23 protein-coding genes are annotated in these 23,949 nt (G+C 69.5%); 4 read left to right on the top strand and 19 right to left on the bottom strand.

All coding sequences use genetic code 11. The features are described 5' to 3' along the window. Positions 1-3 precede the first annotated feature (3 nt). The 4 genes from LF262_RS02495 to LF262_RS02510 all read right to left on the bottom strand — a co-directional run bounded on the left by LF262_RS02495 (position 4) and on the right by LF262_RS02510 (position 3,763). Positions 4-342 (bottom strand): P-II family nitrogen regulator, encoded by a 339-nt coding sequence (locus LF262_RS02495; RefSeq protein ID WP_235778687.1) that lies wholly within the window; start codon positions 340-342, stop codon positions 4-6. Further along, positions 339-1,766 (bottom strand): ammonium transporter, encoded by a 1,428-nt coding sequence (locus LF262_RS02500; RefSeq protein WP_235778688.1) that lies wholly within the window; start codon positions 1,764-1,766, stop codon positions 339-341. The genes LF262_RS02495 and LF262_RS02500 overlap by 4 nt, the downstream gene beginning before the upstream one ends. A 273-nt stretch (positions 1,767-2,039) precedes the next feature. After that, positions 2,040-2,378 carry a P-II family nitrogen regulator gene (locus tag LF262_RS02505; protein ID WP_235778689.1) on the bottom strand — a complete coding sequence of 113 codons (339 nt, stop codon included), beginning with the start codon at positions 2,376-2,378 and terminating at the stop codon, positions 2,040-2,042. Further along, positions 2,375-3,763 (bottom strand): ammonium transporter, encoded by a 1,389-nt coding sequence (locus LF262_RS02510; RefSeq protein WP_235778690.1) that lies wholly within the window; start codon positions 3,761-3,763, stop codon positions 2,375-2,377. The genes LF262_RS02505 and LF262_RS02510 overlap by 4 nt, the downstream gene beginning before the upstream one ends. Before the next feature lie 207 nt (positions 3,764-3,970). Between LF262_RS02510 and LF262_RS02515 the strand changes: the two genes are divergently transcribed. After that, positions 3,971-5,194, top strand: a complete 1,224-nt coding sequence (locus LF262_RS02515; RefSeq protein ID WP_235778691.1) for an MFS transporter — start codon at positions 3,971-3,973, stop codon at positions 5,192-5,194. Positions 5,195-5,285: 91 nt separating this feature from the next. Here the strand turns inward: LF262_RS02515 and ftsY are convergent, their stop codons facing one another. From ftsY to coaD, 7 genes are all read right to left on the bottom strand, one after another. Beyond that, positions 5,286-6,506, bottom strand: a complete 1,221-nt coding sequence (gene ftsY, locus LF262_RS02520; RefSeq protein ID WP_235778692.1) for a signal recognition particle-docking protein FtsY — start codon at positions 6,504-6,506, stop codon at positions 5,286-5,288. A 52-nt stretch (positions 6,507-6,558) separates the two neighbouring features. After that, positions 6,559-10,185, bottom strand: a complete 3,627-nt coding sequence (smc, locus tag LF262_RS02525; RefSeq protein WP_235778693.1) for a chromosome segregation protein SMC — start codon at positions 10,183-10,185, stop codon at positions 6,559-6,561. A gap of 60 nt (positions 10,186-10,245) precedes the next feature. Beyond that, complete coding sequence (gene mutM / locus LF262_RS02530; protein ID WP_235778694.1) at positions 10,246-11,205, bottom strand: bifunctional DNA-formamidopyrimidine glycosylase/DNA-(apurinic or apyrimidinic site) lyase; 960 nt, start codon at positions 11,203-11,205, stop codon at positions 10,246-10,248. 6 nt (positions 11,206-11,211) lie between these two features. Beyond that, entirely contained in the window at positions 11,212-11,925 is a 714-nt protein-coding gene (rnc, locus tag LF262_RS02535) for a ribonuclease III (RefSeq protein ID WP_235778695.1), read from the bottom strand. Between the two features lie 18 nt (positions 11,926-11,943). Continuing rightward, positions 11,944-12,147 carry a 50S ribosomal protein L32 gene (gene rpmF / locus LF262_RS02540; protein WP_235778696.1) on the bottom strand — a complete coding sequence of 68 codons (204 nt, stop codon included), beginning with the start codon at positions 12,145-12,147 and terminating at the stop codon, positions 11,944-11,946. Between the two features lie 30 nt (positions 12,148-12,177). Beyond that, the gene (locus LF262_RS02545; protein WP_235779273.1) at positions 12,178-12,708 is read right to left on the bottom strand and encodes a YceD family protein; all 531 of its coding nucleotides are present in this window, start codon (positions 12,706-12,708) and stop codon (positions 12,178-12,180) included. A gap of 164 nt (positions 12,709-12,872) precedes the next feature. Beyond that, entirely contained in the window at positions 12,873-13,355 is a 483-nt protein-coding gene (coaD, locus tag LF262_RS02550) for a pantetheine-phosphate adenylyltransferase (RefSeq protein WP_235778697.1), read from the bottom strand. Between the two features lie 80 nt (positions 13,356-13,435). On the opposite strand from coaD, the gene LF262_RS02555 reads away from it, so the two are divergent. Continuing rightward, positions 13,436-14,674: an aminotransferase class I/II-fold pyridoxal phosphate-dependent enzyme gene (locus LF262_RS02555; protein WP_235778698.1), complete on the top strand. Its 1,239-nt coding sequence runs from the start codon at positions 13,436-13,438 to the stop codon at positions 14,672-14,674. Beyond that, complete coding sequence (locus LF262_RS02560) at positions 14,671-15,450, top strand: spermidine synthase (RefSeq protein WP_235778699.1); 780 nt, start codon at positions 14,671-14,673, stop codon at positions 15,448-15,450. The genes LF262_RS02555 and LF262_RS02560 overlap by 4 nt, the downstream gene beginning before the upstream one ends. A gap of 78 nt (positions 15,451-15,528) precedes the next feature. Here LF262_RS02560 and LF262_RS02565 read toward each other — a convergent pair whose 3' ends face one another. The 6 genes from LF262_RS02565 to LF262_RS02590 form a co-directional block, all read right to left on the bottom strand. After that, complete coding sequence (locus tag LF262_RS02565) at positions 15,529-15,726, bottom strand: hypothetical protein (protein ID WP_235778700.1); 198 nt, start codon at positions 15,724-15,726, stop codon at positions 15,529-15,531. A gap of 93 nt (positions 15,727-15,819) precedes the next feature. After that, positions 15,820-16,170, bottom strand: a complete 351-nt coding sequence (locus LF262_RS02570; RefSeq protein WP_235778701.1) for a hypothetical protein — start codon at positions 16,168-16,170, stop codon at positions 15,820-15,822. Continuing rightward, complete coding sequence (rsmD, locus tag LF262_RS02575) at positions 16,167-16,799, bottom strand: 16S rRNA (guanine(966)-N(2))-methyltransferase RsmD (RefSeq protein ID WP_235778702.1); 633 nt, start codon at positions 16,797-16,799, stop codon at positions 16,167-16,169. The genes LF262_RS02570 and rsmD overlap by 4 nt, the downstream gene beginning before the upstream one ends. Positions 16,800-16,820: 21 nt before the next feature. Further along, positions 16,821-19,058 (bottom strand): ATP-dependent DNA helicase RecG, encoded by a 2,238-nt coding sequence (locus LF262_RS02580; RefSeq protein WP_235778703.1) that lies wholly within the window; start codon positions 19,056-19,058, stop codon positions 16,821-16,823. Next, the gene (locus LF262_RS02585) at positions 19,042-20,037 is read right to left on the bottom strand and encodes a DAK2 domain-containing protein (protein WP_235779274.1); all 996 of its coding nucleotides are present in this window, start codon (positions 20,035-20,037) and stop codon (positions 19,042-19,044) included. The genes LF262_RS02580 and LF262_RS02585 overlap by 17 nt, the downstream gene beginning before the upstream one ends. A gap of 22 nt (positions 20,038-20,059) precedes the next feature. Further along, positions 20,060-21,040 carry a thiamine-phosphate kinase gene (locus LF262_RS02590; RefSeq protein ID WP_235779275.1) on the bottom strand — a complete coding sequence of 327 codons (981 nt, stop codon included), beginning with the start codon at positions 21,038-21,040 and terminating at the stop codon, positions 20,060-20,062. Positions 21,041-21,158: 118 nt separating this feature from the next. Here LF262_RS02590 and LF262_RS02595 point away from each other — a divergent pair, with 118 nt between their 5' ends. Next, positions 21,159-21,749, top strand: coding sequence for a DUF3515 family protein (locus LF262_RS02595; RefSeq protein ID WP_235778704.1), 591 nt, complete (start codon positions 21,159-21,161; stop codon positions 21,747-21,749). Positions 21,750-21,759: 10 nt separating this feature from the next. Here LF262_RS02595 and LF262_RS02600 read toward each other — a convergent pair whose 3' ends face one another. Continuing rightward, positions 21,760-22,881, bottom strand: a complete 1,122-nt coding sequence (locus LF262_RS02600) for a D-alanine--D-alanine ligase family protein (RefSeq protein WP_235778705.1) — start codon at positions 22,879-22,881, stop codon at positions 21,760-21,762. A 4-nt stretch (positions 22,882-22,885) separates the two neighbouring features. Beyond that, positions 22,886-23,884, bottom strand: coding sequence for an NAD(P)H-dependent glycerol-3-phosphate dehydrogenase (locus LF262_RS02605; RefSeq protein ID WP_235779276.1), 999 nt, complete (start codon positions 23,882-23,884; stop codon positions 22,886-22,888). Positions 23,885-23,949: the final 65 nt, after the last annotated feature.

A 23,949-nucleotide genomic window follows, 5' to 3' on the forward strand; every position in this document is an offset into this window, starting at 1 on the left:
GCTTCAGATCGCGGAGGCGCCGCGTTCTCCCGTGCGGACGCGAACGGCGTCGTGGACATCCAGAATCCAAAGTTTGCCGTCGCCTTGGGAGCCGGTCGAAGCAGCCGTGATGATGGATTCGAGGACCTCCTCGGCCTGCTCGTCCGTGGTGAGGACCTCGACCCGGATCTTGGGGATGAGGTCCACGCTGTACTCGGCGCCACGGTACACCTGGACGTAGCCACGCTGGCGACCGTAGCCGCTCGCGCCGCTGACGGTCAGGCCCTGGACGCCCTCGGACTCGAGCTGTTCACGGATGGCGTCGAGCTTCTCTGGCCGGACGATGGCGGTAATGAGCTTCACGGGCCAACAGTACCCGCGGAGACCGCTCCGGCCAGCACCCCCTCTGGATGGGCCGCGGGGCGCGGGGCGCCGGAGGAGTGGAGCTTCTCGAGATGCTGCTCGAGGAGCGCCTCGACCGTGTGCCGGACGCCCTGCGGGTGAAAGCCGCCGCCCGTGGCAGACGAGGGCGAGGCGTACGCGGTCTCGGCGTGGATCACGAGGTCGACACCGGTCTCCTCGACGTCCCTGGCCACCCGGAAGCCCATGACCGCCTTGATCGCGAGACCGAGCCCGAGTGCGACGCTGAAGGAGTATGCGAGGACGACCACGGAGCCGAGGGCCTGGGTCCCAAGCAGGGCGAAGCCGCCGCCGTAGAACAGCCCCTGGCCGGGAACCGGTGCGGCCGGATCGGCGGCGAGGCCGATGAAGAGCGTGCCGACGATCCCGCCCACGAGGTGCACGCCCACCACATCCAGCGAGTCATCGAAGCCCAGACGGTATTTGAGGCCCACCGCGAGCGCGCACACGGCGCCCGCCACGAGGCCCAGGACGACGGACCACAGGGGATCGATCGTGGCGCACGACGGGGTGATGGCCACAAGCCCGGCCACCGCGCCGGAGGCCGCTCCGAAGGAGGTGGCGTGGCCATCCCGGATCCTCTCGACCGCCAGCCATGAGAGCACCGCGGCGCAGGGGGCCACGAGAGTGTTGATCCAGGCGAAGGCGGCCTCGCCATTCGCGCCGAGGGCGGAGCCGGCGTTGAAGCCGAACCAGCCGAACCAGAGGAGGCCGGCGCCGAGCATCACGAGCGGGAGGTTGTGCGGCCGGTGTTCGGGGTCCTTCCCGAACCCGACCCTGCGCCCGAGGACCAAGGCGAGCGCGAGGCCCGCGGCGCCCGCGAGGACCTCGACCGCCGTTCCGCCGGCGAAGTCGATGAGGCCGAGATTATTGAGCCAGCCACCGATGAAGGTCCCGTTCGCGTCCTTCTTCGAGTCGAAGACCCAGTGGGCCACCGGGAAGTAGACGAGGACGGCGAAGGCCCCAGCGAACACCATCCACGAGCCGAACTTGGCACGGTCGGCGATCGCGCCAGAGACGAGCGCGACGGTGACGGTCGCGAAGACCCCCTGGAACCCGACGAATACGATCTCGGGGATGGTGCCCACGAGCGGCATGTCCGCCCCGGTCGCAAGCAGGTTGTGCAGGCCGAACTCCTCGAACGGGTTGCCGAAGAGCCCGCCTCCCGCGTCAGTTCCGAACGCGATCGAGTATCCGAAGAGAACCCACAGGACACCGACGAGGGCGAGGGCCCCGAAGCTCATCATCATCATGTTCAGCATCGACTTCACCCGGGTCATGCCCCCGTAGAAGATGGCAAGGCCCGGGGACATGAGGAGCACGAGGGAGGCCGAGACGAGGACCCAGGCGGTGTCACCGGTGTTCATTTCGGGGTGGCCTTTCGACGAGACGTGACCAGTCCTTCCAAGAATCGCTTCCCGGTGTTTCCTTCCGGCGCCACGCATGTTGCCCTCGTGTTACGGGATGTGGCGAGAAGTTAAGGGTTCATCACACCGACGTTAACGCGATGTTTCGCGGCTCTCGTCCGGCCTCCCTCTCCCTGCCCCCGCCACACAGAAGCAGACGACGGCGGGGGGTGGCCCGCCGTCGTCCGTCGTGTTCTCCGCCCGACTCGCTACCCGTTCGGCGGTGCAACGCCGCTAGATGGCAGCCGCCCCGCGCTCGCCTGTCCTGACCCGGATCGCCTCGTGGACGTCCACAGTCCAGACCTTGCCATCGCCGGCCTGGCCGGTGTTGGACGTCGTGATGATCACGTCGAGGATGTCATCCGTCTGGTCATCCGTGGCGAGGACCTCGATGCGGATCTTCGGGAGGAGGTTGACGCTGTACTCCGCGCCGCGGTAGACCTCGGTGTAGCCGCGCTGCTGGCCGTAGCCGCTCGCCGCACTCACCGTGATGCCCTGGACCCCGTAGGCCTCAAGGGCTTCACGGATCACGTCGAGCTTCTCGGGGCGCACGATCGCCGTGATGAGTTTCATGCGTTGATCCTCTTTCCCTTGGGATTCGTCAGGAGATCGTCTGCATTGAATGCGTCGGCCTCGGCCTGGGCTTTCGAACCGAGCGGATGGAAGCTGGCACCAGTCGAGCCTGCCGTTCCGGCCGAGTAGGCCGTCTCGGCGTGCAGCGCGATGTCGACGCCCGCCTCTTCGGCCTCCGTCGAGACACGGAAGCCCATCGTCTTGGAGATGATCCAGCCGATCACGAGGGAGAGGACGAACGAGTACACGAGCACCGTGCCGGCGCCTAGCGCCTGCTTGCCGAGGAGCTCGAAGCCACCGCCGTAGAAGAGGCCCTGGCCCTTGGACGGGGCGCCGGGGCCCGCCGCGAGGCCGATGAAGAGCGTTCCGACGATGCCGCCAACGAGGTGGACCCCCACCACGTCGAGCGAGTCGTCGTAGCCGAAGCGGTACTTGAGGCCCACGGCGAGAGCACAGACCGCGCCGGCAATGAGGCCGAGCACGATGGCCCACAGGGGCGAGATCGCCGCACACGCGGGGGTGACGGCCACGAGCCCCGCCACTGCGCCCGAGGCCGCACCGAGGGACGTCGCGTGGCCGTCGCGAAGCTTCTCCACGATGAGCCATCCGAGTACCGCCGCGCAGGGAGCCACGAGCGTGTTGATCCAGGCGAACGCAGCCACGCCGTTGGCCCCGAGGGCGGAGCCCGCGTTGAACCCGAACCACCCGAACCACAACAGGCCCGCGCCGAGCATCACGAAGGGGAGATTGTGCGGGCGGTGGTTGGGGTCCTTGCCGAAGCCGCTGCGCTTGCCGAGGATGATGGCGAGGGCAAGGCCAGCCGCGCCGGCGTTGATGTGGACCGCGGTGCCGCCAGCGAAGTCGATCACGCCGAGGCCGTTGAGCCAGCCCCCGATGAAGTTGCCGTCGGCGTCCTTGTTGGCGTCGAACACCCAGTGCGCGACCGGGAAGTAGACCAGGATCGCGAAGAAGAACGCGAAGACCATCCAGGCGCCGAACTTGGCGCGGTCCGCGATCGAGCCGGAGATGAGCGCCACCGTAATAATGGCGAAGACGCCCTGGAAGCCGACGAATGCCAGTTCCGGAATCGTCCCGGCCAGCGGCATGTCGTCTCCCGTGGAGAGGGTCCCGTGGAGGGCGAACTTGTCGGCGTTGCCCACGAGCCCACCGAACCAGTCGGAGCCGAAGGACATCGAGTACCCGACGAGCACCCAGAGCACGCCCACGAGGGCAATGGCACCGAAGCTCATCATCATCATGTTCAGGACGGACTTGGCGCGCGTCATGCCGCCATAGAAGAACGCGAGCCCAGGCGTCATGAGCAGCACGAGCGCTGCCGAGGCGAGCACCCAGGCGGTGTCTCCCGCGCTGAGGGTGGGTGTCATGGCATTGCCTTTCGAGGGGAGGACGGGGACCTGCACGGACCCTGCGCCGGGCGGTGTGCTCGCCGGCGTTTGGGCCTGATGGGACTAGATTCCTCCAACGGTGTTTCGATGAGGCGCGGGCCACATTGCGCGGCCGTTACAAGTGGCTTGCGGGCGTTAAGGGTCTGTCACGGGAACGTTTCAGAGGTGTTTCGTTAGGGTGGGTCCATGCCGAGTGCCGTTCCCCGCACGCCCGTGCCCCGCGACGTCTGGGTGCTCGTGGCCGCGGCGTTCGTCATCGCGGTCGGCTTCGGACTTGTGGCCCCTGTGCTTCCGCAGCTGGCTACGAGCTTCGGCGTGGGAGCAACGGCCGCCTCGGTGATCGTGAGCGCCTTCGCACTCGCCCGGCTCACGCTGGCACCCACCGCCGGCTCGCTGGTGGACAGGCTCGGGGAGCGGCCCGTCTACGTCATCGGCCTGCTGCTTGTGGCGGCTTCGAGCGCCGCATGCGCCTTCGCACCCGACTACTGGACGCTCCTCGCCGTCCGGGGTCTCGGCGGGATCGGGTCCACGATGTTCACGATCTCGGCCTCGGGCCTCATCGTGAGGCTCGCCCCGCCAGACGCCCGGGGCCGGGTGAGCGGCGTCTACGCGGCGTCGTTCCTCCTGGGCAATATTGCCGGGCCCGTGATCGGCGGGCTCCTGGCGGGCTTCGGCCTGCGGGTGCCGTTCCTTGTCTATGCGGCCGCACTGGTGGTCGCCGCCGCAGTCGTCCAGCTGCTCCTCGGTCGCGGATCGGTCACCGAGGCGCGCACGACGGCGGCCGGGCGGCCGCCGCTGCTCCTCACCGAGGCCCTCCGAGAGGCCCCCTACCGGGCCGCCGTCGGCTCCAACTTCGCCAACGGCTGGGCCGCCTTCGGCATCCGGATGGCGCTCGTCCCTCTCTTCGCGACCGCGGCGCTCGGGGCCGGCCCCCAAGCGGCAGGACTGGCGCTCGCCCTCTACGCCGGAGGCACCGCCGCAGCGCTCACCTTCTCGGGCAGGCTCGCGGACCGCTGGGGCCGCCGGCCCGTCGCGGTCCTGGGGCTCGTGGCCACGGCTGTTCCCACGGCCTTCCTGGGGTTCAGCGGCTCCGAGCCGGTCTTCTTCGCGCTCTCGGTGGCCGCAGGATTCGGGGCCGGGTTCCTCGGGCCGTCGCTCCAGGCCACTGTCGCCGACACTATCGGCTCCGACCGCAGCGGGGGCAAGCCGCTCGCGGTCTTCCAGATGGCCTCCGACGTCGGCAGCATCCTCGGACCGCTCGTTGCGGGAGCCCTGGCCGATGGGATCGGCTACGGCTGGGCCTTCGCGGTGTCCGGGGTCTGCCTGCTCCTCGCCGTGCCGCTGTGGGCTTGGCGCGCAGCGGCAGAACCAGAGAGGCGGCTCCACGTCCGCGAGGACAAGCACACCTGACACAGCCCAGCCCCATCAGGATCCGCTCAACCGTGCCGCGTGGCGATGGTGGGCGCCGGGTTTCCCGAGCGCCGTCGCGCCTTCAGCGGTGTCAGGCGAGGATCGCGTCCACGAAGTCCTCGGCGTCGAAGGGAGCGAGATCGTCCGGGCCCTCGCCGAGTCCCACGAGCTTGACGGGTACTCCGAGCTGCTTCTGGATCGCGACGACGATTCCGCCCTTGGCCGTGCCGTCGAGCTTCGTGAGGACGATGCCCGTGATGTCAACGACCTGGCCGAAGACCTTCGCCTGGGTGAGGCCGTTCTGGCCCGTCGTGGCGTCCAGGACGAGGAGGACCTCGTCAACCTCGGCCTGCTTCTCAATCACACGCTTGACCTTGCCGAGCTCGTCCATGAGGCCGACCTTGTTCTGGAGGCGGCCCGCGGTGTCCACCATCACGACGTCGACCTCCTGCTCGATGCCGGCCTTGACCGCCTCGAAGGCGACCGAGGCAGGATCAGCGCCGTCGACGTCCGACTTCACGGTGGGGACCCCCACACGCGCGCCCCAGGTCGCCAGCTGCTGGGCAGCGGCGGCACGGAACGTGTCCGCAGCGCCGAGCAGCACATCCTTGTCCTCGGCGACGAGAACTCGTGCGAGCTTGCCCACGGTCGTGGTCTTGCCCACGCCGTTGACGCCGACCACGAGCACGACGGCCGGCCTGCCATCCGCGCGGGAAACCTTCAGCGAACGATCCATGCCCGGATCGACGAGCTTGACGAGTTCTTCCCGGAGCATCGACTTGACTTCGTCGGGGCTGCGCGTGCCCATGACCTTGACGCGGTCGCGCAGGGTGTCCACGAGCTCGAGGCTGGGCTCAGTGCCGATGTCCGCGAGCAGGAGGGTCTCCTCGACCTCGTCCCACACGTTCTCGTCGATCGTGTCGCTCGCCAGCAGGGCGAGGAGACCCCTGCCGAACAGGTTGTTGCTCTTGACGAGCCGCTCCCGCAGGCGCTGCAGGCGACCAGCGACGGGTGCCGGTGTCTCGGTGGGGACGCGCTCGATGACAGACTCGTCGAGCACATCCTGCTCGGGCGCCTCCCCCACGGGCCCGGACGGCGCCGGTAGGGTGCCGACGCCACCGGGTGGGGCCTGTTCGGCGTCGAGGGCGCTGGGGCGGTCCGACGTGATGACCGGATCGTTGGCGTCGCGAGGCCCGGTGTAGTCGATCTTCTTCCGGCGGCCACTCACGAGGCCGATGACGATCCCGGCGATGACCAGGACCACGATTGCAATGATGATGATGACGGGCAGCAGGGCGGAGAGGTCTGTCACGACACCTAGCTTCTCACAGCCCCACCACGCGCCTGAGCCGTGTGGGCACCCCTCACGCCTCGACCCGCTCGAGCTTCTGACCGATCACGGCCGAGACGCCGTCGCCCCGCATCGACACGCCGTAGAGCGCGTCCGCGACCTCCATGGTGCGCTTCTGGTGCGTGATCACAATGAGCTGGCTGGATTCGCGCAGTTCCTCGAAAATCGTGATGAGCCGGCCCAGATTGGTGTCGTCGAGGGCGGCCTCTACCTCGTCCATCACGTAGAACGGCGAGGGCCTTGCCTTGAAGATCGCGACGAGCAGCGCGACGGCAGTGAGTGAGCGTTCCCCGCCGGAGAGGAGCGAGAGCCGCCTGATCTTCTTTCCGGCGGGACGGGCCTCGACCTCGATGCCGGTGCCCAGAAGATCCTCCGGGGCGGTCAGTACGAGCCGGCCCTCACCACCCGGGAAGAGGCGGCCGAATACCCGCTGGAACTGGACGGCTGTGTCCGCGAACGCTTCCGCAAAGACCTTCTGCACCCGCTCGTCGACCTCGGCGATGATCTGGAGCAGGTCCTTGCGGCTCTTCTGCAGGTCCTCGAGCTGCGACGCAAGGAACTGGTGCCGTTCCTCGAGCGCGGCGAATTCTTCGAGGGCGAGCGGATTGACCTTGCCGAGCGCGGCCAGGTCACGCTCGGCCTTCTTCAGGCGCTTCTCCTGCTCCGCCCGCACAAACGGCTTCCCCCTCGCGAGGGGCCGGCCGTCGTCGTCCACCTCGACGCGGAGCGCAGCCCACTTGTCCTCATCCTCCCCGGGGGGAACCGGGACGGGCTGGTCCGGTCCGAACTCACGCACCAGATCCGCCGCTGCCACGCCCAGCTCGTCCACGGCGCGCTCGGCGAGGGACTCGAGGCGGAGCCGCTGCTCGGCCCTAGCAAGCTCGTCGCGGTGTGCGGCGTCGTTGAGATCAGCGAGCTCACGCGTGAGCTCGTCGTTGCGGCGGCGCAGCACGCCGAGCCTCTCATCGAGCTCGGCGCGACGGGCCTCCGCCTCGTCCCGTTCCCGACCAGCATCGTCGACGGCCCTGTCCATCCTTGCCAGACCGGTTTTCGCCGCTGCCGCAACGGAGCTCGCCCGGGCTGCATCCCTCGCCCTGCGTTCAGCCCGGCGGCGCGCTTCTTCTGCCGCACGTCGCTCGGACTCGGCCGCGCGCTCGAGCGACTGCACCCGGGCCTCGAGGGCACGGCGCTGCTCCTGCGCCGCACGCAGAGCGAGCCTGGCCTCGAGCTCGCGTGCGCGGGCCGTCGCCGCCTCGGCCTGGAGCCGGTCCCTGTCCCCCGAGTCCGGTTCCTCGGAGTCGGGGGCCTCCTCGGCGAGCTCGAGCCGCTCGGCCGCGGCCTCGAGGGCGAGCTGCTCGGTCTCGAGCTGTGCCCTAGCTGATTCGAGGGCGGCGCGGTGACGCTCTTCCTCGGCCGATGCCCCGCGCAGCTGAGTGCCGAGCGCCGCGAGCTTCTCAGCCACCGCAGCGAAGCGCGCATCCGAGTCGTTCAGGGCGGCCAGGGCTGCCTCCGCACGCTCCCGCGCCTCGCGCTCGCGCTCCTGGGCACCCGCGAGGGCGAACCCACACCGCTCGTACTCCGCCTGGGCCGCCGTGTGCTTCTCGCGGGCCGCGTCGAGTAGACCCTGGAGCTCGATCGTCGAGGGTGCGCCGGGGGATCCTCCGCGCAGGCCCGCAGCGGTGACCACATCGCCGTCCTGCGTCGTCACTGTGAGCGTTGGACGGGAGGCGACCATGTCGATCGCCTCCCCGAGGGTGGGCACGACGGCGGCCTCCCGGACCAAGCGGGCGACCGTACCGGCAATGCCGGGGTCCGCGTCGACGACGTCGGCGAGCCACCGCGCTCGATCGGGGAGCACGTACCCGGGATCGGGACCCCGCGGACTCTGTGCCCGAGACACTGGAAGGGGGGAATCATCTGTACCTGGGACATCGGGGGCGGCGACGAGCAGGGCAGCCTGGCCGGCGTCGTCCGCCTTGAGCTCGGCCAGCGCCGCGGCCGCAGCCTCCGTCCCAGCGATCGCGAGGCCCTCCGCAAAGGGGCCGAGCACGGCGGCGGCAGCAGCCTCGAAGCCGGGCTTGACGCTGATCAGTTCCGCTACCCGTCCGAGCACGCCCAAGGCGGTTGCCGCGACGGCGCCCGTTCCGTCACGATCCTTGAACCCGGCCGTAAGCGCCTCAATGCGCGCCTCCTGGGCGTGCCGCTCCGCGGCGGCCCTCCTCCGCCGCTCGAGGAGCACCTCCCGCTCGGACTCGGCGGCCGCCAGCTCGGCCGCGGCCTCCTCGTACTCGGTGTCGAGGTCCTCCTCGCCCGACTCCACACCAGCAATCTGCGACTCGAGGACCGTGTACTCGATCTCCGCGGCACGCTGGCGCTCGGCGGCGCCTGCGAGGGTCTCGCGCAGGCGCCCTATCTCACCCTCGGCCGACTCGACGCGGCTCCTCGCTGCAGCGACCTGCCCTGCGAGACGGGCGAGCCCCTCGCGCCGGTCGGCCTGTGCCCGCAGGAGCGCGGTATGGCGACGGTCCGCTGCGGAGGCGGCCTCCTCGGCGGTGAGCCGTGTCTCCTCGGCCTCGGCGAGGGCTTCGCCACGCAGCTCGACGGCATCGTCGACGGCCTCGAGCTCGAGCCGCAGCTCCCCCGCCTGCCGCTCGAGGGCCTCGGGGCTCCGTCCGCGGGCAGGAGGCTCCGAGGATCCAAGGAGGCGACGGCGCTCCTCGGCGAGCGAGGCGAGCGCCCTCAGCCGCTCGCGCCCCTGTGAGAGTCGGTACCAGGTCTCGCGCGAGGCGTTGACCAATGGTGTTGCGGCGGCAGCGGAGCGCTCGGCCTCGGCCTGGGTGCGCCGGCCGGCATCAAGCTCGCGCTGGACTGCGATGCGTCGCGCATCCAGGGCGCTCTGGTCCGCCTCCTCCTGCTCCATGGCTGTGCTCAGTGTGACGATGTCATCGGCAAGCAGGCGTGCGCGGGCGTCGCGGACGTCTGCCTGGATGCTCTGGGCACGGCGCGCGACCTGCGCCTGCCGGCCGAGAGGCCCCAGCTGGCGCCGCAGCTCCGCAGTGAGGTCGCTGAGCCGGGCGAGGTTCGCCTGCATGGCCTCGAGCTTGCGCACGGTGCGCTCCTTGCGGCGACGGTGCTTGAGGATCCCTGCCGCCTCCTCGATGAAGCCGCGGCGGTCCTCCGGGGTGGCGTGCAGGACGCGGTCCAGCTGCCCTTGGCCCACGATCACGTGCATCTCGCGGCCGAGCCCGGAGTCGGAGAGGAGTTCCTGAATGTCCAGGAGGCGGCAGGGGCTGCCGTTGATGGCGTACTCGGATCCGCCCGCCCGGAACAGGGTCCGCGAGATGGTGACCTCGGAGTACTCGATCGGAAGGGCGCCGTCTGCATTGTCGATCGTGAGGGCCACATGGGCCCTGCCGAGCGGGGGGCGACCCGCGGTCCCGGCGAAGATGACGTCCTCCATCTTCCCGCCCCGGAGCGTCTTGGCACCCTGCTCCCCCATGACCCAGGCGAGGGCGTCGACGACGTTCGACTTGCCCGATCCGTTGGGGCCGACGACAGCCGTGACCCCGGGCTCGAACTCGAAGGTCGTAGCCGAGGCGAAGGACTTGAAGCCGCGGATCGTCAGGGTCTTCAGGTACAAGGGTCTACGGGCCTCCTCTCGTGTCGCTCATTGTGCCACCGGGGGCCGACAGAACGCGTGCTACCAGCGGGCGTTGCGCGGAACCGGCTGGCAGCGCGTGCACCGGTACGAGGAGCGGTTCATGAAGGGCTCCCGGACAATGAGCCCCGCTGCGCCCTCCTGGGCACACCGACGGCAGGCGAGGCCCACGCGGCCGTAGGCATCGAGGGAGCGGGAGAAGTACCCCGATGCTCCATTGACATTGACGTACAGCGAGTCGAAGCTCGTGCCCCCTGCGGCGAGGGCCCGGGCCATGACGTCCCGGACGGCTTCGGCAACGCGTTCTGTCTCCCGCCGCCGCAGCGTGTCCGTTGGCCTCGCGTAGTGCAGGCGCGCATTCCACAGGGCCTCGTCCGCGTAGATGTTCCCAATCCCGGACACGAGGCGCTGGTCGAGGAGAGCGCGTTTGATGCCTGTGCGGCGCGAGCGCAGACGGTAGTGGAATGCGGCCGGGTCGAACAGGGGATCCAGCGGATCCCGTCCAATGTGGGAAACCTCAGGCGGGACGAGCGCGAGGGAGGATTCCGCGCGGCCGCCCGGACCGCCGTCGTGCGTCGCCACGAGGGGGACCACGGCGAGGCCGCCGAAGATGCGCTGGTCCACGAACCGCAGCTCGGCGGGCATCCCCCGGACCTCGCTGAGCCGGAGACGGACCTTGAGGTGCTTCTCATCTGGCTGGCCCGCGTCCTCCACGAGGAGCTGGCCGCTCATGCCCAGGTGTGCAAGGAGCGCTGTATGCGGTACGTAGGCGGGGTCCGCCGGATCGTCCTCCGGGCCCGCGAGGGGCATCCACAGGTACTTGCCACGGCGGACCGCATCGAGTACCCGCGCGTCCTCAAGCTGTCCGCGGAAGTCCTGGGCACCGCGTGCGTGCCGTCGAACAGAGCGGGGATCCACCACCTGCGCCGACTCGATGCGCCGGCCCACCACCCATGCGGCCAGACCCCTGCGCACCACCTCGACTTCGGGGAGCTCCGGCATCTCCCCTCAGCTGCTCTGCTGTTCGGCAACGCCCGCTGCGCCGTCGGGGCCGAGTACCTTCCACGCATTCGCCGCGGACTGCTGCTCGGCCTCCTTCTTGGAGTGGCCGGTTCCGGTCCCGTAGGCGGTGCCGCCGATGAGCAGTGTGGCCGTGTACACGCGGGCGTGGTCCGGCCCATCTCCGACCACCGCGTAGTGGATGGTGCCGAGCTGGCGGTTCGCGGCCAGTTCCTGGATGTGGGTCTTCCAGTCGGTGCCCGCGCCGAGCACAGCGGCATCCTCGAGGAGCGGCTTGACGAGCCGGACGACGAACTGCCGCGCCGTCTCAAGGTCATTGGAGATGAACGTGGCGCCGATGAGCGCCTCCATGGTGTCGGCGAGGATCGAGGACTTGTTCTTCCCGCCGGTGAGCTTCTCGCCCTGGCCGAGGAAGATGAAGTCGCCCACGCCGATGCGCCGCGCAATCGCGGCGAGCGCGCGCGTGCTCACGACGGCGGCGCGCCGCTTCGCGAGGTCGCCCTCGCTCAGGCTTGGGTGCTCACGGTACAGGAGCTCGGTCACGGAGAAGCCGAGGATGGAGTCTCCGAGGAACTCGAGGCGCTCGTTGGTGGGGATCCCGCCGTTCTCGTAGGCGAAGGAACGGTGGGTCAGGGCAAGACGAAGCGTCTCGGCGTCGATGTCGACGCCGAGACGCTTCGCAAGCTCGTCATGAGGGCTCATGCGCGAGAGTCCACCGAATCAGGCGTCGGCGACCTTGCGGCCCTTGTACTCGAGGAAGAGCTCGGTCCCTGCGGAGTCGGTGACGACCTTCGCCTGATGCGGCAGGCTGTACGTCACGCGGCCGTTCTCGACGGTCTTGACCAGAGTCGGGACGGAAGCCTTCCACTGCGAGCGGCGGGCGCGGGTATTCGAGCGAGACATCTTCCGCTTGGGAACAGCCACGGCTAACTCATTTCTCTAAAGTGCCAACACTTACTCATCGTCGTGCCGGTCTGGCTTCGCCAGATCTGCCAAGGCAGCCCACCGGGGGTCGACGACCTCATGGTGGTGCCCCGGCTCGTCCGCGAGCCGCACTCCGCATTCGGAGCACAGGCCTTCGCAGTCTTCCCGGCACACCGGCTGGAACGGCAGCAGCGGTACCACTGCGTCCCGCAACACCGGCTCAAGATCGATGGAATCGCGCTCGACTCGACGTTGCTCTTCATCGTCTTCTCCATCCGAGAAGCCCATGCCCTCGAAGAAGAAAAGCTCTTGCACCTCGGCATCGAGTCCGTACTCGATAGGATCCAGGCACCGGCCACATTCACCCGTCACCGTGACGTGCGCGGTCCCCGAGACCAGGATCCCCTCGTGCACTGACTCGAACTTCAGGCCCAGATCCACGGGGGATCCTCGCCTGACGCCGATGAGCGCCACACCGAGGTCGCTCGGTGCGGGTACATGCTCCGTCAGGGTCCGCATCGCCCCCGGGCTGCGCCCGAGATCCTTGACGTCGAACATCAAAGACGAACGTGCCACGCGCTTAATGAGAACTCCTGTAGAACATAGACCGACACACTATCCTAGCCTCTGCGGCTCCGCGCCCCAAAACGGACAGGGGCTCACGGCAGGACAACGTGCTGCTGCGCCCGTCTATTCTAGCCGCTCTGCGGGGCGGGCGTGGGAGATCAGCGCTCTGGGCGCGTCTCCGCGAGCCGCACGAGCACTGAGCGCGGCACGAAGTCGGAGACATCGCCGCCAAGATCGTGGACCTCCTTGATGAGCGTCGAGGAGAGGTGGACGTAGTGCGCTTCAGCCGGCAGGAAGACGGTCTCGACGCCGGTGAGCTGTCGGTTCATGATGGCCATTGGCAGCTCGTAGTCGAAGTCCGACGACGAGCGCAGCCCCTTGACCACGGCAGTGGCACCCCGCTCGCGGCAGAATTCCGCCAGCAGTCCGTCTCCCATGGGCTCGACGAGGATGCCGCTGATCGCCCCGAGGGTGCGCCGGGCCATGGTGAGCCTCTCCTCGACGCCGAACCGGTACTTCTTCGCATAGTTCGTCGAGACAGCCACGATGACCTCGTCGAAGAGGTTCGCGGCACGCGCGATCACCTCGAGATGCCCATTATGGATGGGATCGAAGGAACCGGGGCACACCGCGCGTCGCATACGCCTCAAGATACTGCATGGCCTTGGTCACCGGGCCACTCTTCCGCCGTCGGCATGGCCCGCATCGATAGCATGGGCGGATGACATCGGCACAGCAGCGACACGTGCAGGCGGGACCCGCAGAGCGTTCGGCGTGGCAGCGTACGGCCGCGGGCGCCAACCTCCTCGGTGCGGACGGCAAGCTCGGCGTGACGATCTTCGAGGAGATGACGTCCCTGGCGGTGAAGCACGGGGCGATCAACCTCGGCCAGGGCTTTCCCGATGAGGACGGCCCGGCGGAGATGATGGAGGCCGCACGCGCGGCGATCCTGAACGGCGCCAACCAGTACGCGCCCGGGCAGGGCATCCCCCGCCTGCGGGAGGCCGTCGCCGTGCATCAGGAGCGCTTCTACGGCATCACGCTGGACCCCTGGCGCGAGGTGATCGTCTCGACCGGCGCGACGGAGGGCATCGCCGCGGCGGTCCTCGCCCTCGCGGGGCCCGGCGACGAGGTCCTGACGTTCGAGCCGTTCTACGACTCCTACGGCGCCATGATCGCCCTCGCCGGGGCCGAGCACGTCACCGTGCCGCTGCACGCGCCGTCGTTCCAGCCACACCTCGCCGAGCTCGAGGCTGCGTTCACGCCCCGGACGCGGCTCGTCATCGTGAACAACCCGCACAATCCGACAGGGGCAGTGTTCGGCCGCGACGTGCTCGCCCGGATCGTGGAGCTCGCCGGGAAGCACGACGCCGTGATCCTCACCGACGAGGTGTATGAGCACCTCGTGTTCGGCGAGCCGCACATTCCCGTGGCCTCACTGCCGGGCGCGGCCGCGCGGACACTCACGATCTCCTCCGCGGGCAAGACGTTCTCGTTCACGGGCTGGAAGGTCGGCTGGGTGACGGGCCCAGAAGAGCTCGTGGCGCGGGTGCGCACCATCAAACAATTCCTGACGTACAGCTCCGGCACCCCGTTCCAGGAGGCCGTTGCCCAGGGGCTGGACTACCCTGACGAGTTCTTCCGGGGCATTGCCTCTGCGCTGGAGGCCAAGCGGGACATTCTCGCCGAGGGGCTTCGGGCCGCGGGCCTGGACGTGTTCATGCCGCTGGGCACGTACTTCATCACGGCGGACGCCGCGCCCCTCGGATTCGACGACGCGCTGGACCTCGCGCGCCGGCTCCCGGAGCTCGTGGGCGTCGCGGCCATCCCGGTCTCGGTATTCTGCCACCCCGAGGGCGCCGAACGGACGCGCTCGCTGCTGCGGTTCGCCTTCTGCAAGAAGGAGCCGCTCCTCGCCGAGGCCGCCGCCCGGCTCTCACGGCTCGTGGACCTCGTGTGAGCGAGCAGAGGGCCACGCGGTTCCTGCGCGGCATCGGGGCGCATGCCTCCGTGGAGCCGGACGAGATCGTGGCCGGGGCGTACATCCTGTCCATCGCGGGCGCCGAACAGTCCCACGTGGACCTGGCTCACCCCGAGCATGTCTTCTACGCGTACCTCCGCCGCATGGCGAACGTCGTCGACCTGATCGCGCCCCACGGAGAACCCATCCGGGCCCTGCACCTCGGCGCCGGTGCACTGACCCTCGCACGGTACATCGAGTCGACCCGGCCCGGTTCGCCCCAGACGGCGGTCGAGCTTGAGCGCGAGCTGCTCGACTTCGTGCTCGAGCAGCTTCCCCTCCCGCCTAGCACGGACCTCTACGCCCACCTCGGGGACGCGCGGTGGGAGCTTCCGGCGGTATCCGCAAGAGGGCCGTTTGACGTGATAGTGCTCGACATCTTCTACGGCCCGGACGCACCACAGCACATCGCGCACCGGGACTTCTACGCCGAGGCGTCCGCACTGCTGTCCCCGCACGGCGCCGTCCTCGTCAACATCGGCGACGATCCCCCCCTGACGCTCGTGCGCTCGCAGCTGACCGCGATGCGCTCGGTCTTCGACCACGTCGCGGCACTGGCGGAACCGGACATGTTCACCGGGAGGTTCCCCGGAAACGTCGTGGCGATGGGGGTGCAGGGCTCCTGGCCGGATGGGTGGACCTCGGCCCTCCCCGCGGCGGGCCCGCATCCGACCCAACTGCGGTGCGGCGTTGAGCTGGACAGACTCGCCGGCTAGACCAGTCCGGTACGAGTGCGGTGGAAGGCGTGATCACGACGCCGGCCTGCCCTCCCGCCGTCGCCTCGGCCCCGGCTGTCAGCTCGCGAGCTTCTGCTCCGCGAGGCGTTTGACCCATTCAGGGGTCGGCCGGTTGAGCCGCTCGTCAAGCACCACCCGGAGCTTGGCCGCGGCAATCTGAACCCGTCGGTCGGACGAGCCCGGGCGCCGCTCGGGCGTGGGCTCCTCGGTGTGCCGCCCGGTGTCCTCGCCGGGGAGCGACTGATCCTTGCTCACGGCCTCTCCTTGCCTGCCTGCCGGTATTTGCCTGCCAGCGGGTACCCCCCAGTATCCCCTGAGCCGCGCGGGGGTGTCCACGGCGCGCGGAAGCTACTGGCCCTCATCGCCGAGCTCCTCATCAAGACCAGCATCCTCTGCCTCAGCAATCGGCTCAATCCAGACGGCGTCCAGCAGTTCGAGTTCCTCGTCGCTCGCGATCAGGTCGCTCTTGGCCAAGCTCGCGAGCACCATGGTTCCCATGGCCGCGAGCTGCGGGTCCGGCGATACCGACGCCTCGAGTGCCCATTCGGTGCGCCGCCAGAACTCCGCCCTGCGATCCGCGTACGAACGCTGGCGGAGGGTGCCGAGCCCGATGACTGCCGCGACGACGGCCGCCGCAAGCGTCCCGAGCGGAGCGAGCGCCGAGACGACCTCCCACCACTGCGGTTCCGGAACCGTCATGGCGCAGTTGTGCGCGGCGACCGGGATTCTTCCTGCCCGCCGACCGCGCCCTCCTCACCATCGCTCGAAGGCTCGGCGAACCAGAGGTGCGTCTCGCCGTACTTGCGGTCTCCCATCGGGGCCATTCCGACTGGCCAGGCAGGCTCGGGCGAACGGGACGAGCGCTCGACGACGACAATGGCGTCCGCAGCGAGGTGCGGGGTGAGGGATTTGAGGACAAGAGCTGTCTGTTCCTCGCCCAAAGCGTACGGGGGATCCATGAAGACGAGGTCCCAATGCCGCCCCGGGACGGTTGCCTCGAGGAAGGAAACGACCTTGCCTCGGTGCACGGTCACCGCGCGCCGACCGACCGCGTCGTTCACCGACCGCGCGTTCCGCTGACAGGTGCTCGCGGCCTTCGCGTCCGATTCGACGAGCTCCGCGGTGGAGGCTCCACGGCTCACCGCCTCGACTCCCAGAGCGCCGGAGCCGGCATAGAGGTCGAGCACACGGGCGCGGGTGATCATTCCGAGGGCCTCAAGCCTCGAGAAGAGGGCCTCCTTCACGCGGTCCGTGGTGGGCCGCGTCGCAGAGCCGGGGACGGACGCGAGAGGCGTGCCCCCGCAGATCCCCGCGATGATCCTGCTCATCGTGCTGCCCGAGATATCGTCTCAACCACGCTCGAGGAACACCTCCTTCTCCGGTTCGAGGTATGCGTCGATGGATGCTCTCAGGTCGGCGTGCCGTTCCAGGTCCGGATCGTCGCCCACGATCTGGAGGGCGTCCGCGCGGGCCCGCTCGATGACGTCGGCGTCCCGCAGGACCCGCAGCAGGCGCAGGGTGGAGCGACGCCCCGACTGTGTGGCCCCGAGGATGTCACCCTCGCGGCGGTTTTCAAGGTCCTTCTGGGCCAGGACGAAGCCGTCGGTGCTCGAGGCGACGGCCTCTAGTCGCGTCCTGCTCGGGTGCCCCGGCTCGAGGGAGGTCACGAGGAGGCATGTGCCCTGATGTCCCCCGCGGCCCACCCGACCGCGGAGCTGATGGAGCTGGGCGATCCCGAACCTGTCGGCATCGAGGATGACCATGAGTGTTGCGTTCGGCACGTCGACGCCGACTTCTACGACAGTGGTCGCGACGAGAAGGTCAGTGGATCCCGAGGCGAACGCCTCCATCGCGGCAGCCTTCTCGGTTCTCTCGAGCCTGCCGTGCAGGACGCCGACCCGGGTTCCGGCGAGCGCGGGCTCCTCCGCGAGCTGGGCGACGACGGCGGCCACGGAAGCAGCAGGCTGGCGCTCCTCGAGCGGGCCCAGTGCCGTTCCTCCCCACGTAGCCTCGTCGAGGGCCTCGAGGTCACCCTCGTCCTCCCCCGACTCGCCGATCGTGGGGCAGACCACGTAGACCTGCTGCCCGGCGTCGATCTCCTCCCTCGCCCGCGCCCAGATCCGGCGTTCCCATGAAGGGTTCTCCACGAGCCCGACCACATGGGTAGCGATCGGCGAACGTCCGGCCGGGAGCTCGCGCAGCACCGACGTCTCGAGGTCCCCGAACACCGTCATGGCGACGGTCCGGGGAATCGGCGTCGCGGTCATGACGAGCAGATGCGGGGTGGCGAGGCTCTTGGCGCGCAAGGCGTCGCGCTGCTCCACGCCGAAGCGGTGCTGCTCGTCCACGACCACGAGGCCGAGATCCGCGAATTGGACGTGCTCCGAGAGAAGGGCGTGGGTTCCGACGACGATTCCCGCCTCGCCGCTCGCCGCCGCAAGGAGCGACCGCCTGCGCTCGCCGCCACTCTGCGAACCGGTGAGCAGGACGACCTCCACGTCAGGCACGTCAGAAGCTCCCGCGCTGAGGATCCCATCCCGGGCGAGGGGGCCGAGCGTGCGGCGGATCGACTCGTAGTGCTGGCTGGCGAGCACCTCGGTGGGGGCCAGCAGCGCGGCCTGCCCGCCGTCGTCGACCACCTGCAGCATTGCGCGCAGGGCGACCACCGTCTTGCCTGAACCAACCTCACCCTGCAGGAGCCGGTTCATCGGGTGGTTCGCGGCCAGCTCGGCCGCCAGCGTCCTGCCAACGTCGCGCTGCCCCTCGGTCAGGGTGAAGGGGAGCCGGGCGTCGAACGCCTCGAGGAGACCACCTCGGCGCGCGGGGCTGGGGCGGGACGGCAGCTGAGCGTGCTGGGCCTTGCGCCGGGCGAGGGCGGTCTGCAGCACGAGGGCCTCCTCGTACTGGAAGCGCCTCCGCGCGAGCGCCCATTCCTGGGCGTTCACCGGAGTATGGACCATGCGGTAGGCCTCGGCGATAGGTGGCAGCCCGTAGTGCTCCCGCAGCGCGGCGGGGAGAGGGTCTGGGAGCGTGGAAAGGTCAATCTGGGCTAGAAGGGTCTCGGTTGCCTGGGCGATCTTCCAGCTGGGCAGCTTGGCCGTCGCGGGATACACCGGGATCGGCTTGTCGGCGAGCTCCTCTGCGCTCAGGCCGTCCGCGGAGCCCCCGTCGAGCAGGACGTAGTCCGGGTTCGTGAGCTGGAGCCGGCCGCGGTACGTCCCGACGCGGCCGGAGAACATGGCGACTGTGCCGGGCGTCAGCTGCCTCGCAGCCGCAAAACTGTTGAAGAACGTGAGGCTGATCGTGTCGAGGGCGCCGTCGAGGCCGTCAGTGACGAGGACCTCGGTGATGCTTCCCCTGCGTGCGGCCATCTTCCGGTTCGTGACCTTCACGACCCGCGCGAGAAGCGTGACGTCGGTATCGACCGGGAGCTCGGCGATGCGGGTGAGCTCGCCCCGCTGGGCATAGCGGCGCGGGAAGTGGTCCAGGAGGTCTCCCGCCGTCGCGAGGCCGAGGTGGTCCTTGAGCTTCTTGGCCGAGGCTCCCCCGATGAGCTTGGCCAAGCCGATCTCACGCTGAGCGGCCACGCGTTCGCTCCTCAGTGAAGCCGTCCGACGGCGCGTCCTCCCCTGCTTGACTCTCGGAGCGCAGCTCGGTCAACGCGACGCGTTCCGGCTCGCCGGCCGCACCGATGAGCGCAAGGGCCTTCTCCGGATCCACGACGTGGACGTGCACGCGCCAGCGGCACACGCCCGACTCGTCGTCGAAGGCCCCGACTGGGCTCATGATGACCGAGTCGCCCACCTCGTCGAGGCGCTGGCGGAGCCCGGCCGCGTCGAGCGGGCTCAGCTGGATCGTGCACATGATCTCGACACCCTCGGCCTCCGGTTGGGATCCATGGATGTGGGGGTCCTGAACCCTGAAGCCGTGCAGCGTCTCGAGCGTGTCCTCGGGGATCCCCTCCCCTAGGACCGCGGTGCGCAGCGCGGCGAGGACCAGGAGCAGCCCCACCCCGCCGGCGTCGACCACGTGCGCCGAGGTGAGGATGCCGAGCTGGGTCTCCGTGGCGACGACGGCACCCAGGGCAGCCTCGACGGCGCCGTCAAGCGCCGCAGCGAGGGCCACGTTGCTGTCCTCGTCGGCACTCGCCGCCGATGCCGCGGCCGCGCCTTCCGCGGCCGCCTCGAGCACGGAGAGCATGGTGCCGCCCACGGGGTCGCTCAGGGCGGACCATGCCCGGATCTGGGCCCTGTGGAGCGCGCGGGCCAGCATCGGTCCGCTCATGCGCACCTGGCCGGCCAACGCGGCAGCGAAGGCATCGAGGAAGACGGCGAAGAGGGTGCCGGAGTTGCCCCAGGCCTCCTCCATGGCAGCCTGCCCAGCAGCTCCGAGCAGCTTTCCGAGGTCCGTGCCCGGCGTCTCGGCAGCCGTCGAGGAGGCCGCCCGCACCGTGTGGTAGAGATTCGTGCCGGTATCGCCGTCCGCCACAGGGAAGATGTTGATGGCGTCGAGGCGGTCGCTGTGGTTGCCGAGCGCGGTCTCGGCATCGGCGAGCCACCGCCGCATGGCGGCGGCATTCGAGGCGATCTTAGCGTGCAAAGTGATCCCATCCGCTCGGTTGCGCGGGGCGCCCGGCGACGGCGACACCGCCCGGCCCACCTGCCGCAGGCACCACCGAGCCTATCGCAGTGAAGCCGCGGGGAAGCTGTGCGGAGGGCTCGAATGCGGCGAGCAGTCCGTGGTCCTCGCCCCCGCCCAGGACCCACAGGAGCGGATCCGCCCCCATGAGGCTGGCCGGGCCGGCGAGGAGCTCGGCGTAACCACGGAGCACGGCCGCATCGAGGTCGAGCACCACGCCGCTCGCCCGGCCCAGCCGGTCCCCGTCCTTGAGGAGCCCGTCCGAGAGGTCCATGAGGGCGTTAGCCCCCGCACGCGCCGCCTCCGGGCCGGCGGAGAGTGGCGGCTCGGGCCGGCAGTGGGCGCGGATGACGTCGCGGAGCGCGGCCTGCAACCCTTCGTACGCGGGGCCGTGCTCGAGGAGGGCGAGCCCCGCAGCGGCCCAGCCGAGCCTCCCGGCCACGGCAAGCACGTCCCCCGGGCGCGCACCCGAGCGCAGGAGCGGCGCGCGTCCCTCGAGGTTCCCGAGCACCGTCACGGTCACAGACAGCTCCCCGCCCATCCCGAGGTCCCCGCCGGCGACCGTGCAGCCCGCCGCCCCCAGGGAGCGGATGGCCTCGACAAGTCCGTCCGCGAGCCCGTCCACCCATTCGGCCTCCGTCTCCGCGGGAAGCGTGAGGCTCACGACCATACCGGTTGCCACAGCGCCCATCGCATTGATGTCGCTGAGGTTCTGCGCGGCAGCCTTCCACCCGACGTCGGCACCGGAGCTGTGGTACCCGTTGGGCCAGAAGATCCTAAAGTCCTGACCCTCGGTCTGGGTGTCAGTGCTCACCACGACACGTCCGTCGGGGGCGGCGAGCACCGCGGCGTCGTCCCCGGGCCCGAGCAGCGGCGAGCCCAGTACCGCGAGCCGGGGGAAGATCCGCGCAAGGAGCTCGCCCTCGCTCATCTCACGCACACGGGTGCCGAGCCCCTCGGAATCTGCCACACCCCCAGCCTATCGGCGCCGGCCCCGCGCTCCGCGGCGGTAACCTGAAGAGACCCCCATGTCCCCCGGATGGAGAAGCATGTCCGCACCCAGCCACGCCCGCACGGCCCGGTACGGCGCCTCGGCACTCCTGCTCGTCCTCGGCTCGGCGCTCGCCGGCTGTTCCGCGCCCGTGACCGTCCAGCCCGCGCCGAACGCTGCGAATCCCGCATGTGCTCCTCTCATGCTCGCGCTCCCAGACACACTCGGTAACGCACAGCTGCGCAAGACGACAAGCCAGGCGACTGCGGCCTGGGGCGACCCGTCCGCGGTCGTGCTTCGGTGCGGTGTAGCCTCTCCTGGCCCGACGACGGATCGCTGCGTGAGCGTGAACGGGGTCGACTGGGTGATCAAGGAGAACAGCACGGAGGGCGGCTCTGCATCAGGCGTTGCGCCGGGCGGGGGCCCGGCGTCGCCCTCGCCCGCTCCGTCAGTTACGCCGGAGGAAACCGGAGGGACTTACACGCTCACCACGTTTGGCAGGGAGCCTGCTGCAGAGCTGCTCTTGGATGCGGGCCGGATCAGTTCTGCCACGGTGCTCGCAAGCCTCTCCCCCGCGGTGTCCAAGATCCCGGCGACCCGCCACTGCGTCGGCCAGGAAGACCTCGCAAAGCTGCCCGCCAACGGCTGATGGAACGTGACTAGCGGAGGCCAGTGGGACGGGCGAGGGCGAGCTGGATGAGCTCGTCGATCAGGTCGCTGTAGCCGATCCCGGTCGCGGCCCACATGGCCGGGTACATGCTGATGGGCGTGAATCCCGGCATCGTGTTGATCTCGTTGATGATGAATTCGCCCTCGGGCGTGTAGAAGAAGTCCACCCTGCTCAGGCCTTCGCCGGAGACGGCGTCGAACGCGGTTCCTGCGAGCTCGCGCACCCGGTCGATGGCCGCCTGCGGAAGGTCGGCGGGGCATGAGAGCGAGGCGGCATCGTTCTCGATGTACTTCGCCTCGAAGTCGTAGAACGTGTGCTGCCCGCCCTGCACGACGATCTCGCCGGGCAGCGAGGTACGGGGCGCGTCGCATCCGCGGCCCTCGAGCACGCCGCACTCGATCTCCCGGCCCGTGATGGCCGTCTCGATGACGAGCCTCAGGTCGTGCCGGCGCGCCTCCGCGATCGCGGCGTCAAGTCCCTCGGGACCGTCCACCTTGGAGATGCCGACCGAGGAACCCGCGCGGCACGGCTTCACGAACACGGGGAATCCGAGACGGCCGACGGCGTCACGCACCGCCTCCGGGTCACGGCGCCACTCCTTGTCGGTCACCGTGACGTACGGCCCGACGGCGAGACCTGCCGCCTCGAAGGCCACCTTCATGAAGTGCTTGTCCATCCCCACCGCAGAGGCGAGGACACCGGCACCCACGTAGTGGACGTCGGCCAGCTCGAGCAGGCCTTGGACCGTGCCGTCTTCGCCGAAGGCACCGTGGAGGAGCGGGAAGACCACGTCGACGTCGCCGAGCTCGCGCGGCACTTGGTTGGGCTCCGTCACGACAAGGTGGGCGGCTCCGTTGGACTCTGCGAGGCGCACGGTGGACTCGCTGGCCTGGACCTCGGGCGGGTGGCCTGCGTTGAGCGCCCACTGGTGCCAGTCTCCGCGCGAGAGGACCCACTGGCCCTCTCGCGTGATCCCGACGGGCACTACCTCGTACTTGTCCGTGTCGATGGCGCTCATGACGCCCGCTGCAGTCACGCAGCTCACGGCGTGCTCGCTCGAGCGGCCGCCGAAGAGGAGAGCCACGCGCGTCTTGTTCTTGGTCTCTGTCACGCTTTTAGTCGCCTTCTGACTTGAGCTGCCGGGCGAGCAGCAGTGGTTCGAGCTGGTCTACCGGTAGCTCACCCTTCAGGACGGCCACGACGGCGGAGGTGATGGGCATGTCGACGCCGTGCCGCTGGGCGAGCTCGAGCACAGCGGGGGCCGACTTGATGCCTTCCGCGACCTGGGTCATGCGCGCGCCGACCTGGTCGACGTCCATGCCCTGCCCGAGGAGGCTGCCGGCGGTGTGGTTGCGGGAGAGCTTCGAGGAGCAGGTGGCGACGAGGTCACCGAGTCCCGCGAGCCCGGACATGGTGATGGGATCGGCGCCGAGGGCCACGGCGAGGCGGGTCGTCTCCGCGAGGCCACGTGTAATGACGGTGGCCTTGGTGTTGTCCCCCATCTCCTTGCCCTCGCAGATCCCGACGGCGAGGGCGATCACGTTCTTGACGATCCCGCCGATCTCGACACCGACCACATCCGTGCTCATGTAGGGGCGAAAGTAGGGGGCGGTACAGGATTCGGCGATCCACTGGGCCGTCTCGTGGTCCGTGCACGCGACTACGGCTCCTGTCGGCTGGGAACGCGCGATCTCCATGGCGAGGTTCGGTCCCGAGAGCACGGCGATCTGAGAAGTCGGAAGGCCGGTCAGCTCCGCGATGACCTCGCTCATCCGCTTGTCAGTGCCGAGCTCGAGCCCCTTCATGAGGGAAAGCACGACGGCGTCGGGCGGCACGTGCGCCGTCCAGCCAGCCAACTGTGAGCGCAGCGACTGCGCAGGCACGGCCAGGACCACGAGTTCGGCGCCGTCGAGGGCCACAGCCGGGTCCACTGTGGCGGTGATGCCCTCGGGCAGCATGATGCCATCGAGGTACTTGACGTTGCGGTGCCGGGAGAAGTCAGCGACAACCTCGGGGCTGCGCCCCCAGACGCGGACGCTGCGTGCGAAGCCATGGGTGGCCGCGGCGTCTCCGAGGACCTTGGCGAACGTGGTGCCCCAGCTTCCAGCTCCCATGACGGCGATGCGCCGAAGGGGTCCTCGCGCGGACGCCTGCGCGGCGGCGACCGCGGTGTTCGCGG

It is taken from the genome of Sinomonas notoginsengisoli (genome assembly GCF_021554725.1).
Classification (GTDB): Bacteria; Actinomycetota; Actinomycetes; order Actinomycetales; family Micrococcaceae; genus Sinomonas; species Sinomonas notoginsengisoli.

Excerpts from the sequence above, each read along its gene's own strand:
- LF262_RS02500 (WP_235778688.1), bottom strand. The coding sequence starts at position 1,766 with ATGAACACCGGTGACACCGCCTGGGTCCTCGTCTCGGCCTCCCTCGTG.
- LF262_RS02505 (WP_235778689.1), bottom strand. The coding sequence starts at position 2,378 with ATGAAACTCATCACGGCGATCGTGCGCCCCGAGAAGCTCGACGTGATC.
- LF262_RS02510 (WP_235778690.1), bottom strand. The coding sequence starts at position 3,763 with ATGACACCCACCCTCAGCGCGGGAGACACCGCCTGGGTGCTCGCCTCG.
- LF262_RS02515 (WP_235778691.1), top strand. The coding sequence starts at position 3,971 with ATGCCGAGTGCCGTTCCCCGCACGCCCGTGCCCCGCGACGTCTGGGTG.
- mutM (WP_235778694.1), bottom strand. The coding sequence starts at position 11,205 with ATGCCGGAGCTCCCCGAAGTCGAGGTGGTGCGCAGGGGTCTGGCCGCA.
- rnc (WP_235778695.1), bottom strand. The coding sequence starts at position 11,925 with ATGAGCCCTCATGACGAGCTTGCGAAGCGTCTCGGCGTCGACATCGAC.
- coaD (WP_235778697.1), bottom strand. The coding sequence starts at position 13,355 with ATGCGACGCGCGGTGTGCCCCGGTTCCTTCGATCCCATCCATAATGGG.
- LF262_RS02555 (WP_235778698.1), top strand. The coding sequence starts at position 13,436 with ATGACATCGGCACAGCAGCGACACGTGCAGGCGGGACCCGCAGAGCGT.
- LF262_RS02570 (WP_235778701.1), bottom strand. The coding sequence starts at position 16,170 with ATGACGGTTCCGGAACCGCAGTGGTGGGAGGTCGTCTCGGCGCTCGCT.
- rsmD (WP_235778702.1), bottom strand. The coding sequence starts at position 16,799 with ATGAGCAGGATCATCGCGGGGATCTGCGGGGGCACGCCTCTCGCGTCC.
- LF262_RS02585 (WP_235779274.1), bottom strand. The coding sequence starts at position 20,037 with ATGCGGCGGTGGCTCGCCGATGCCGAGACCGCGCTCGGCAACCACAGC.
- LF262_RS02590 (WP_235779275.1), bottom strand. The coding sequence starts at position 21,040 with ATGAGCGAGGGCGAGCTCCTTGCGCGGATCTTCCCCCGGCTCGCGGTA.
- LF262_RS02595 (WP_235778704.1), top strand. The coding sequence starts at position 21,159 with ATGTCCGCACCCAGCCACGCCCGCACGGCCCGGTACGGCGCCTCGGCA.
- LF262_RS02605 (WP_235779276.1), bottom strand. The coding sequence starts at position 23,884 with ATGGGAGCTGGAAGCTGGGGCACCACGTTCGCCAAGGTCCTCGGAGAC.